Raw genomic sequence first — 11,963 nt, forward strand, 5'->3', positions numbered from 1 at the left:
ACAAACGCAAGCAAGTTGATGCATAGCGTCATGCATTTAGGTATAGCAAACGATTGCGCCATGAGGCGTTATTCGACGGCTGCAGGCATAACATCATCGGCCATCTGAGCCTCTGTCCACGCTTTGGGAGCGCGAGTGATAAACCGCTCCACCAGTGTATCTATGCGCAAAGGCAGCCTCCCTGAGGCGCTATATAATCGAATCGGTATCGCGGCTGACTGCCATTGTGGCAAACAGCGAATAATCTTGTCTGGGTGATGCGCCTGATACCCTTCAGCATTCCATGTAGGTAGTAGGCCCACACCTTGTCCGTTGGCAATGGCATCGATTTGAATCGCAACCATATCGCAGTTAAACCGGCTGGGAAGCGCGCTCAAATGATAGGGAGGCTGATGGGAATGAAACAGCGTGAGTCCACGTCGGCGGAGCGCAAATACATCCAGCCAAGCGTGATCATCCAACGCGGAGGGGTGTGAAAACGGACCATGTGCCTGCACATACGCGGGCGAGGCGTAAATGCCGTAGTGCCAGTGACCCAGTGTTTGGGTGCGACAGTTAGTGGGGACCATCACATCGTCGGCCCAGATAACAATATCAGCCGCTTGGATACGCTGTGCACTCAGCTCACTGGTTAAAGTGATGGACACTTTGGGATGCTCGGTTAAAAAATGATTCAGTAAAGGGCCAGCCCAGCCACGCATGAGCGCCGGATGGCAAATGACTTCAATTGGCCCTTTTAGCTCATTATTCAGACCGTGAATGGCTTCTTGGCTTTCCTCTGCCAGGGCCAAAATTTGCGAGCAATAGCGCGAAAAGGTTTCGCCGGCTTTAGTGAGTACCAAGCGATTTCCCTGCCGTTGGGTTAACGCTTGGCCAAGGTCACTTTCTAATTGTGCCAGTCGCCGACTAATGGTCGATTTGGGCTGGTGAAGTGCGTCAGCCGCTGCGGTCAAGCTTTGATGGCGGCAAAGGGCATCGAACGCACGGATAGCGGCAAGATCCTGCATACTTCCTTATCCTATTTTTCTTTTTTATCAGTAAGATGAAATAAACCCTTACTCGTCTCACGTTCGAAAACTGGAACAAGTTGTTCCAGTTTTAGGGCTGGGTTTCCTTACTCTAATATGAATAATTCTCACTAATCAAATGATAATTATTATCAAATAATGGAGTAAGATATGTCTAGTCGTCTTCGTCCCGTTGTGGTTGGGATGGTATTAGCGGGAATGCCGATAGCCTCACTTTCTGCCGCTGAGGCAGCCAACACGGAAACCATGGTGATCACCGCTTCTGGGTTTGAGCAAGTGACAGCCAAAGCACCTGCCAGTATCAGTGTGATCAGCCGAGATCAGTTAGAAGGGCGCTACTATCGTGATGTGACCGACGCATTAAAACGGGTACCGGGTGTGGTGGTGACTGGCGGTGGTGATACGACGGACATCAGTATTCGCGGCATGGCCTCAAAATACACCCTGATTTTGGTGGATGGTCGACGAACTTCAAGCCGTGAAACACGCCCTAACAGTGATGGCCCGGGTATTGAGCAGGGGTGGTTGCCACCGCTACAAGCGATTGAACGTATTGAGGTCATTCGTGGCCCTATGTCAACCCTGTATGGCTCGGATGCGATCGGGGGGGTTATCAACATTATTACGCGCCGTGGTGAACAAGATTGGCACGGTAACGTGCAGTTGAGTACGGTGATGCAAGAAAACCGCGCATCGGGCGATGAGCAAAGCGCTAACTTTTACCTATCAGGCATGTTAAGTGACAAAGTTGGATTGAAACTGACGGGTCAAAACACGCAGCGCCAAGAAGATGATATCCAGTACGGCTATGAAGATAAGTCATTACGCTCTTTATCCACCACTTTGACTTACGATCATAATGATTTGCACCGTTGGGAGCTTGACCTCGGCGTCAACGCACAAGATCGCCGTGGTCATGTCGGCCGCTCCGTACCGAGTGACGATAGCCTTTGTCGCGGCAGCTGTGAGAACAGTAATAATGAATATCGGCGTCAGTCGATAGCGGTCAGCCACAAAGGGAATTGGGACTGGGGATGGTCTGACAGCCACTTGCAATACGAACAGAGTCGGAATAAAAGCCGCGAAATGACCATCGAAAATACCGAATTTAAAACCAGCTTAGTGCGTGATTTCGAGGCACATACCCTGACGGTGGGTGGCTCTGTTGTCTATGCGAAGTTGGAAGATTTTACCTCCAACCAAGCGTCGACCAAGACCAGTATCGATAATACGCAATCAGCGATTTTTGTTGAGGACGAATGGCGCGTCTTGGAGCCGTTGAGTGTGACTTTAGGGCTTCGAGTCGATCACGATGAAAACTACGATTACCACGCCAGTCCTCGCCTGTATGGGGTTTATCAAGTTACTGATAAATGGATTGTAAAAGGTGGGGTGGCGACAGGCTTTAAGTCTCCGCAGCTTCGCGAAATTACGCCTAACTGGGCCCAGGTGAGCCGTGGCGGTAATATCTACGGTAACCCCGACCTTGACCCTGAAACATCCGTGAATACCGAGCTGAGCCTCAACTATCAAGGGGATAACGGCATCACGGGATCGATTGGTGTGTTCCACAATGACTTTAAAGACAAGATCACCCGTGTGACGTGCCCCGATACCGTATGTACTGCGGGACCAAACAAATGGGGCTCGGATCCAACTTATCGTGTCAATGTGGATGAAGCGGTTACCCAAGGGGTGGAAGCGAGTATTTTCGTGCCCATCGGTGATACCGTGGATGTAAGTGCCAGCTACACCTATACCGACTCGGAACAAAAAACCGGTGAGTATAAAGGGCAGCCACTCAATCAAATCCCGAAATCGCTAGCGCATGGTGAAGTGAACTGGCAAGCGACCGAAAAACTCAGCCCATGGGCGAGCGTGACTTACCGTGGTAAAGAAATGGATCCGGTAACAGGCCCATCATCGCGCAGCAATATCGAACCTGCGTATACCATGGTGGATGCCGGGGCGAACTACCAACTGACCGATGCCATTGAGTTGCAAGGGGCGATATACAATCTGCTGGATAAATCGCTGGACTATGACGACTACGGTTACATCAGCGATGAGCGTCGCTACTGGGTAGGGATGAATATCCACTTCTAAGGAGGCTCTTCCCTATATGACTCTTTTATCATCAGGATAGAGACAGCGATAACACTGCCGCGCCCGTTTTGGTCTATTGCCAAACGGGCGCTTTTGGATGGGGTAGGGTGATCAGTCGCGTGATTAGCCTCACATAAGACGTGCGTCTTTTACGTGCTTGAGATACACTGGGCGGCGTTGTCAAACGAGCACCGATGGACATGACACTAAGAGTCGCAATTAATGGATTTGGTCGCATAGGTCGCAGTGTATTGCGCGCCTTGTATGAAAGCGGCAAACAGGATCGCATCCAAGTGGTGGCGATCAATGAACTCGCGGAACCAGAAGCGATGGCCCACCTGCTGCAGTATGACTCCAGCCATGGGCGTTTCGGGTGGCCGGTGTCTTTCAATCAAGAACATCTGTTCGTTGCTACTGACAGCATTCGTCTCCTTCACTTATCCGAACTCCACCTTTTGCCTTGGCGCGACCTAGACGTTGATATTGTGCTCGATTGTACCGGTAAATTCGGCACGCGCGCCGATGGTGAGGCTCACATTGCCGCGGGGGCGAAAAAAGTACTGTTTTCCCATCCCGCCAGCCAAGATGTCGATCGTACGGTTATTTTTGGTGTGAATCACGAAGCACTGACCAGCGATGATCGTATCGTCTCAAACGGTTCTTGTACCACCAACTGCATTGTGCCCGTGATTAAAGCGCTTGACGAGCACTTTGGCATTGAGTCAGGCACCATTACCACGATTCACTCGTCGATGAATGATCAACAAGTGATCGATGCCTACCATACCGATCTGCGTCGCACACGTGCGGCAAGTCAGTCTATTATTCCGGTAGACACCAAATTACATGTCGGGATTGGTAGGATTTTTCCGAAATTTTCTGACAAGTTTGAGGCGATCTCGGTTCGAGTACCGACGATAAACGTGACAGCGATGGATTTAAGTGTCACTGTACGTACTAAAGTGAAAGTTAATGACGTAAATCAAGCTCTGCAAACCGCATCTCGATGTACATTAGACGGTATCCTGGATTATACCGAAGCGCCCTTGGTGTCGATTGACTTCAACCATGACTCACACAGCGCCATTGTCGATGGGTCACAAACGCGGGTGAGTAACCATCAGCTGATTAAAACGCTGGTTTGGTGTGACAACGAGTGGGGTTTTGCCAACCGAATGTTGGATACCACCCTTGCCATGGCAGCGACAACGCAGTAGCCAGCAAGTGGGGGTATCGCCCTGATTAAGTCAGTTTCAATTTGCAACCTTATAGAGAGGACCTTATGTCTGTAATTAAGATGACCGACTTGGATCTTGCCGGAAAGCGTGTCTTTATCCGTGCAGACCTCAACGTGCCAGTGAAAGATGGCAAAGTCACATCTGACGCGCGTATTTTGGCGTCACTACCAACCATCAAACACTGCCTGGCGGCAGGTGCGAAAGTGATGGTGACCTCTCACCTTGGCCGTCCTGAAGAAGGCCAGCCTGAAGACAAATTCTCGCTACAGCCTGTTGTGAACTACCTTGACGATGCATTGGATTGCAAGGTTAGCTTGGCCAAAGACTACCTGAATGGCCTTGAGCTGAATGCCGGTGAGCTGGTGGTTCTAGAAAACGTACGCTTTAACAAAGGCGAGAAAAAGAACGACGAAGCTTTATCAAAACAATACGCTGCTTTGTGTGATGTGTTTGTGATGGACGCATTTGGTACTGCACACCGTGCGCAAGCATCGACTCACGGCGTGGGTATGCATGCACCGATTGCCTGTGCAGGTCCACTTCTGGCGAACGAGCTAGATGCACTGGGTAAAGCGATGGATAACCCTGCGCGCCCAATGGTGGCGATTGTGGGTGGTTCAAAAGTATCGACCAAATTGACTGTGCTGAAATCTCTGTCAACCGTGGCGGATCAGCTCGTTGTCGGTGGCGGTATCGCCAACACCTTTATCGCTGCAGCCGGTCACAATGTAGGCAAGTCTCTGTACGAAGCAGACTTGGTCGAGACTGCAAAATCACTGATGGAAGAGTGTCATATTCCAGTGGCAACAGATGTGGCGTGTGCCAAAGCGTTTGATGAAAACGCAGACGCTGAGATCAAGCGTGTTGAAGACGTGCAAGACGATGACATGATCTTCGACCTAGGCCCAGAATCTACCCAAGCACTGGCTGACATTCTGAAAAATGCCAAAACTATCCTGTGGAATGGCCCTGTAGGCGTGTTTGAATTCAAGAACTTTGAAGCGGGCACTAAGGGTATTTCACAAGCGATTGCAGAGTCAGAAGGCTTCTCTGTCGCCGGTGGCGGTGACACCTTGGCTGCCATCGATAAGTTTGGCATCAAAGCTGACGTGTCATACATTTCCACAGGTGGCGGTGCGTTCCTCGAGTTTGTTGAGGGCAAACCACTACCAGCGGTAGAAATGCTAGAAGCACGTGCCAAAGACGCGTAATTGACGTGATAAAACGGGAGCGATGTCTCCCGTTTTCGCATTCGTTTGACTACAATAGGCCGAGTCGTAAACGATTGCACCATTTCTAGTTAAGGTGCTGTGGCACCTTCACGAAGTTTAAGCAAAGACAACCCGAGTTAATAGGACGAGAGCCATGTCTAAAGTTTTTGATTTTGTAAAACCTGGCGTTATCTGGGGCGATGACGTTCAGAAAGTATTTGAAGTCGCCAAAGAGAACAAATTTGCGCTGCCAGCAGTCAACGTGGTGAACACTGACTCTATCAACGCTGTGATGGAAGCCGCTGCGAAAGTAAAAGCACCGGTTGTTATCCAGTTCTCAAACGGTGGTGCTGGCTTCTTCCCAGGTAAAGGCCTGAAGCTAGACGGTCAAGAAGCTCAAATCAAAGGCGCAGTAGCGGGTGCAAAATATGTACACGCGATGGCTGAAGTCTATGGTGTGCCTGTGATCATGCACACTGACCACGCTGCGAAAAAATTGCTGCCATGGATTGATGGTCTGCTAGACGCTGGTGAAGCTTTCTACAAAGAACACGGTAAACCTTTGTTCTCTTCTCACATGATTGACTTGTCTGAAGAGTCACTGGAAGAGAACATGGAAATCTGTGCTGAGTACCTAGCGCGCATGGACAAAATGGGCATGACGCTGGAAATCGAACTGGGCATCACCGGTGGTGAAGAAGATGGCGTGGACAACAGCGATGTTGATACCGCCGATCTTTACACCAAGCCAGAAGAAGTTGCCTACGCGTACGAGAAACTGTCTGCAGTTAGCCACCGTTTCACCATCGCCGCTTCATTCGGTAACGTACACGGCGTGTACAAGCCAGGTAACGTGGTTCTAAAACCAACCATCCTGCGTGACTCTCAAGCTTACTGTGCAGAGAAATTTGGTCTAGCACCAAACGCGCTGAACTTTGTATTCCACGGTGGTTCTGGTTCTTCACAAGCAGAGATCGAAGAGTCTATCGGTTACGGTGTGATCAAAATGAACATCGATACCGATACCCAGTGGGCAACTTGGAACGGTATTCGTCAATACTACCAAGAGAACGAAGCCTATCTGCAAGGCCAAATCGGGAACCCGAAAGGCGACGACCAACCAAACAAAAAATTCTACGACCCACGCGTATGGCTACGTAAAGGTCAAGAATCTATGGTTGCCCGTTTGGAGCAAGCATTCTCTGACCTTAACGCGATTGACGTACTATAAGTATTGTCTCTCCGGTCATCAAAACCCGCCACTTGGCGGGTTTTTTTATATCTTCACTGGGAGCCTCAGTGAAGGTGTAGTCATAACTGTCTCAGTTTCGTTCTACAAAGCTAGACACAAGTGGGTCAAACCCTGCTAGCATAGCTTTATCATTGATGGTCCAAAAAGAGGGGCAAGGGAATGAGTGAAGAAAACGCGGTAGTAGAAGGTGCTAAGTTTGCGCAAACATGGTTTATCGACCATCAGGACCTATTGATCCAGTATGGCGTAAACATCTTGTCTGCGTTACTGATCCTAATTATCGGTAATCTGGTGGTGAAAGGCTTGGCCAATTCACTGGCTGCGGTGATGCGTAAGCGTCAAATGGATAACGCGGTGGTGGAGTTTATTCACGGCTTGGTGCGTTATCTGCTCTTTATCATTGTATTGATTGCCGCGCTCAGCCGGATTGGGGTACAAACCGCGTCTGTCATCGCGATTCTCGGTGCGGCAGGTTTGGCGGTGGGCTTGGCTTTGCAAGGGTCGTTAGCCAACTTTGCTGCTGGTGTCCTGATTGTCACCTTTAGGCCTTTTAAATCAGGCGATTACGTGGAGTTAGCCGGCGTTGCCGGTTCGGTCGAGTCGATTCAAATTTTCTCCACGGTACTGACCACGCCTGATAATAAGATGGTGGTGGTGCCTAATGGCTCGGTGATCAGTAGTCCAATCACCAACTATTCGAAACATGCGACGCGTCGTATTAATTACACCATTGGCGTGTCTTACAACGCGGATCTGAAAAAGACCAAAGCCATTTTAACGGAAGTGGTTACCAATCATCCTTTGGTATTGAAGGATCCCGCACCGACTATTGGTGTGATGACATTAGCGGACTCATCCGTGAACTTTGTGGTTCGTCCTTGGGTGAAAACCAGCGACTATTGGAGCGTGTATTATGAGCTGCTGCAGTCGATAAAAGAGTCCTTGGATGAACACAATATTGAGATCCCATTCCCGCAGATGAGCGTGCATATCAACCGAAGCGATGTGAGTGAATAACTTGTGCTTTGACGTTGGTCATCGAACGGCACCTACGAGGTGCCGTTTTCTTATCCTGCGACGAGGCGCGTGTACAAGCCTAATGCGAGTTTTATCGCGACAAAAAGCATCATACTGGCCATTAAGGTATCGAGCAGGCGGCGAATTGATGGGGTTGATAGCCAAGGAGATAATCGCGCCGCCCCTGCGGATAAACCATAAAACCATAAGCAAGAGCCGAGTAATGCGCCAACCGTAAAGGCTACACGCTCATCAAAGGCAAACTGTCCACCAATGGCACCTAGGACGACCACTGTATCCAAATAGACATGTGGATTGAGTAGCGTCACCGCTAGCGCGCCAATAATCACGGCACGTCGACCTCGGCTCATCGTGGGCGTGTAAACGTCATTTTCAGCAGGCTGGCGAGCACTTTGAATAAACTGCCATGCATACATACTTAAAAATGCGATACCGGCTAATGTAATGGTGTTGAGCAACACCGGATAGCTAGCCAGTAGTGCGCCTCCACCAAAAATGCCGCTTGAAATCAGTATGATATCGCATAAAAAGCAAATGGAAGCAGTGGTCATATGATGTTCACGGCTGATCCCTTGGTTAATCACGTAGGCATTCTGTGCGCCGATAGGAATAATCATGGTTAGGCTTAGCCCCAAGCCTTGGAGCGCCACAAAAAAACTACTCACAGTTTGATCCTTTTATCACGAGGTATGACTCCCACTTTAAGCAGGGATGGCTATTAAGTGAACTTAATTATATTTATGGTTAATTAGTTTAACTTATGGGGGTGTGAATGGACTATCGAGGCGTGGAAGCGTTAGACGCGGTGATCACCTTAGGGGGATTTGAGCGTGCCGCTGCGGCGTTGTTTATTACCCAATCGGCGGTCTCGCAGCGGATCAAACAACTGGAGCGACAAATTGCGCAACCTGTGATGGTTCGCGAGCAGCCACCTCGGCTAACACCGATTGGACAGCGTCTACTGGGTTTGTACCGGCGTGTTCAGCTTTTGGAGCAAGAGACATTGCCAGAGCTTGCTCCAGATGCGGATGGCTCCGTACTCTCGGTATCAATTGCCACCAATGCTGATAGTCTCGCGACATGGTTGCTACCGGCACTCGCCCCCTTGTTAGACGCGCAAGCGATTGATCTCAATTTGCTCGTTGAAGATGAGAGCCGCACCTTGAAACGGATGCGAAGTGGTGAGGCAATTGCAGCCATTAGCACAGACTCCACACCCATGCATGGATGTGATTGCCTGTATTTGGGTCGCATGGACTATAGCTGTGTGGCAACCCCTGCATTTTCACAGCGATATTTCTCCCAAGGGATTGATAGGGAGGCCTTAATGGCGGCACCCGCCGTCATTTTCGATGCGCATGATGATATGCATGCGGACTTTCTTGCGTCCCATTTTGCGATGCCTGCCGCAGGGTGGCGGCGTCACATTGTTCGTTCGTCTGAGGCCTTTGTCGCGATGGCGAGTAAAAGTATGGCGTATTGTTTAATCCCCCGTTTAATGGTGTTAAAGCAGCTCGAGGAGGGAACCTTGATTGATGTGATGCCGGGTAAAGTCGAGGCCCGCCATCTTTATTGGCACTATTGGGCAATGGAAAGTGGTGTGTTGTCGGAAATGACCCATGCTTGCCAACAAGCGGCACAGCGTGCATTAGTGCAATCTTAACCGGAAATTGACCAAATACAGGGAGCCTTTTGGCTCATCGAGAGTCTTACCTGAGTGTTAGTAAAATCGTGAATCCATTTAAGGAGACCGTATGCGTAAACTCAAAGCTATGGTGCTGTTGACCAGTGCACTGGTGATGGCACCTGCCGCCATGGCTAATATCGATTTTCCCCATCTTGAAATCACAGGGGTCGGTGAAGTGACAGCCAAGCCAGATATGGCGATGATCCATGTGGCCGTAGTGACAGAAAGAAAAAGCGCCAAAGCCGCCAAGCTCGCCTCGGATAAAGCGGTAGCTGAGTTTATTAACCGTTTGAATAAGCAAGGCGTTACGCGTGAACAAATAGAAAGTGCGCACATCAATTTGTCACCACGTTACCAGTATCCCAAAGATAAAGCTCCAGAATTAACGGGTTACCGCGCCGAGCGTCAAGTGACAGTGACCTTAAATGATCTCACTAATCTAAACGCGGTACTGGATGGTGCGTTAGGTGATGGCATAAACCGTATTAGCCATATTCAACTGACGAGCAGTGATTATGCCGCGTTAGAAGCGAAAGCCCGAGAGGCGGCGGTGAAAGATGCGCGAGAAAAAGCAGCCGCATTGGCCGAAAGTTTAGCGATGAAGTTAGATGGTGTATGGCAGATTCGCTATCGCTCAAGCTCGCCTCGCCCAGTCATGATGCAGGCTGAAATGCGCGGTGCTAAAGCGGATGTGGCGGCCAGTTATCAAGATGCGACGATGGAAGTGCGTGATCAAGTAGATATTATTTTTCGTCTTGACGATTAATCCTGCCTCTCTTCATTAATACAAAGGGCGCCGATGGGCGCCCTTATTGCGGCTAACTAAGCGGTGGTTACGCGGTGGGATTCACCGGCTTACCTTTTCCATCTTCTGCTTGGTCGCTTTGCGCTTGTTGGCGACGAGCAAGGCGTTGTTCCCAATAATCTGCATTCTTAATCCCTAATTTCACAGGATCAAACGTGTAGGTCTCAACCCCTTTCGCTTGTTGTTCTTCATAGTCTTTAAGCGCTTTGAGTGCCGGTTTACCAATAAAGAAAATAATGATAATACCGACAATGTTGAGCCATGCCATCAGACCGACACCGGCATCACCAAATGCCCACGCAAGGTTCGCGCTACGTACACACCCGTAGAATACCGCTGACATCAGCACGATTTTAAGCGCAAACATCATACCGGGCACTTTGAAAGTGCGGCGCAAGTATGCAACGTTGGTTTCGGCAATATAGTAGTACGCCAAGATAGTTGTGAATGCGAAGAAGAACAGCGCAAAGGCAATAAAGGGTTTACCTAGGCCCGGCATTGCTTGCTCGATAGCCAGCTGCGTAAACTCAGGGCTATTTGCCGCAACAGATGACGCGAGATTTTGCACAATAAAGGCGTCACCCGCACCGTGTACGTTATAGGCACCGGTAATGATGATCATAAACGCGGTGGCAGAACAAACTAACAGAGTATCGATATAGACGGAGAATGACTGCACTAAACCTTGCTGTGCCGGGTGCTCAACGTTGGCTGCGGCGGCGGCATGAGGGCCTGTTCCTTGTCCGGCCTCGTTAGAGTAGACGCCACGTTTCACACCCCAGCCAATCGCAGCACCGGCACCTGCCATCGGTGTAAAGGCATCACCGATGATCATAGCAATGACACCAGGGATCTCGCTGATGTTCAGCAAGATGATCACGAACGCAATGATGATGTAAGCAAGCGCCATAAATGGCACAACGATTTGAGTAAAGTGGGCAATACGCTTTACACCACCAAAAATGATGAAGCCAAGTACAACGGAAATAAAGGCACCGGTGATGACTTTCGACACCTCTAGGGCGCCAAACATCGCCGTATCAACCATAGCGCCAGAACCAAAAGCGGTCTCTACTGCGTTACCAATGGCGTTAGACTGCACGCCCGGCAGCATTACACCACATGCAAGTAGGGTCGCGAATGCAAACAAGATGGCGTACCACTTTTGACCTAACGCTTTTTCAAAGTAGTAGGCCGGACCGCCGCGGAATTCGCCGTTGTCCTCTTCTTTATAAATCTGTGCGAGGGTTGACTCTGTGTACGCGGTAGCCGCACCGAGAAAGGCGACGACCCACATCCAGAATACCGCACCTGGGCCGCCAAACCCAATGGCAGCAGCAACCCCAGCGATATTACCGGTACCGACACGCCCCGAAAGTGAGACCGCGAGTGCTTGGAAGGAGGAAATCCCTTTTTTTGAGCTTTTATTGGAGAAGAGTAAGCGCCACATTTCTGAGAAGTGACGGACTTGTGCGAAACGCGTCAAAATGGAGTAGAACAGACCGGCACCCAAGCAGGTATAGATCAGCGCTGGACTCCAAATGATGCTATTTAAAAAATCGACAAACGATTGCATAGTGAGTTCCTTCTACTGTGTT

Annotated in this window: 10 protein-coding genes; 7 read left to right on the forward strand and 3 right to left on the reverse strand. The window is 49.9% G+C overall.

The window, feature by feature from the left end; translation table 11 throughout:
* Positions 1-68: 68 nt before the first annotated feature.
* Entirely contained in the window at positions 69-1,007 is a 939-nt protein-coding gene (locus tag BZG84_RS01745; RefSeq protein ID WP_077479845.1) for a LysR family transcriptional regulator, read from the reverse strand.
* A 171-nt stretch (positions 1,008-1,178) separates the two neighbouring features.
* Here BZG84_RS01745 and BZG84_RS01750 point away from each other — a divergent pair, with 171 nt between their 5' ends.
* From BZG84_RS01750 to BZG84_RS01770, 5 genes are all read left to right on the forward strand, one after another.
* The gene (locus tag BZG84_RS01750; RefSeq protein WP_077479846.1) at positions 1,179-3,134 is read left to right on the forward strand and encodes a ligand-gated channel protein; all 1,956 of its coding nucleotides are present in this window, start codon (positions 1,179-1,181) and stop codon (positions 3,132-3,134) included.
* Between the two features lie 200 nt (positions 3,135-3,334).
* A complete protein-coding gene (epd, locus tag BZG84_RS01755) occupies positions 3,335-4,351 on the forward strand; it encodes an erythrose-4-phosphate dehydrogenase (protein ID WP_077457434.1) in 1,017 nt (338 codons plus the stop codon).
* Positions 4,352-4,416: 65 nt separating this feature from the next.
* Positions 4,417-5,583: a phosphoglycerate kinase gene (locus tag BZG84_RS01760; protein WP_077479847.1), complete on the forward strand. Its 1,167-nt coding sequence runs from the start codon at positions 4,417-4,419 to the stop codon at positions 5,581-5,583.
* Between the two features lie 154 nt (positions 5,584-5,737).
* Positions 5,738-6,814, forward strand: a complete 1,077-nt coding sequence (gene fbaA / locus BZG84_RS01765) for a class II fructose-bisphosphate aldolase (protein WP_069591186.1) — start codon at positions 5,738-5,740, stop codon at positions 6,812-6,814.
* Positions 6,815-6,994: 180 nt separating this feature from the next.
* Positions 6,995-7,852 carry a mechanosensitive ion channel domain-containing protein gene (locus BZG84_RS01770; RefSeq protein ID WP_077479848.1) on the forward strand — a complete coding sequence of 286 codons (858 nt, stop codon included), beginning with the start codon at positions 6,995-6,997 and terminating at the stop codon, positions 7,850-7,852.
* A gap of 50 nt (positions 7,853-7,902) precedes the next feature.
* On the opposite strand, the gene BZG84_RS01775 is transcribed toward BZG84_RS01770, so the two are convergent.
* On the reverse strand, positions 7,903-8,490 hold the full coding sequence (locus BZG84_RS01775; protein WP_077479861.1) for a LysE/ArgO family amino acid transporter: 588 nt from the start codon (positions 8,488-8,490) through the stop codon (positions 7,903-7,905).
* Between the two features lie 155 nt (positions 8,491-8,645).
* Here BZG84_RS01775 and BZG84_RS01780 point away from each other — a divergent pair, with 155 nt between their 5' ends.
* Positions 8,646-9,536 carry a LysR family transcriptional regulator ArgP gene (locus BZG84_RS01780; protein WP_077479849.1) on the forward strand — a complete coding sequence of 297 codons (891 nt, stop codon included), beginning with the start codon at positions 8,646-8,648 and terminating at the stop codon, positions 9,534-9,536.
* Positions 9,537-9,627: 91 nt separating this feature from the next.
* The gene (locus tag BZG84_RS01785) at positions 9,628-10,326 is read left to right on the forward strand and encodes an oxidative stress defense protein (protein ID WP_077479850.1); all 699 of its coding nucleotides are present in this window, start codon (positions 9,628-9,630) and stop codon (positions 10,324-10,326) included.
* Between the two features lie 67 nt (positions 10,327-10,393).
* Here the strand turns inward: BZG84_RS01785 and BZG84_RS01790 are convergent, their stop codons facing one another.
* Complete coding sequence (locus tag BZG84_RS01790; protein ID WP_077479851.1) at positions 10,394-11,941, reverse strand: alanine/glycine:cation symporter family protein; 1,548 nt, start codon at positions 11,939-11,941, stop codon at positions 10,394-10,396.
* Between the last annotated feature and the right edge of the window lie 22 nt (positions 11,942-11,963).

Origin of the sequence: Salinivibrio sp. PR932 (genome assembly GCF_001996125.1) — a bacterium.
GTDB classification, from domain to species: domain Bacteria; phylum Pseudomonadota; class Gammaproteobacteria; order Enterobacterales; family Vibrionaceae; genus Salinivibrio; species Salinivibrio proteolyticus.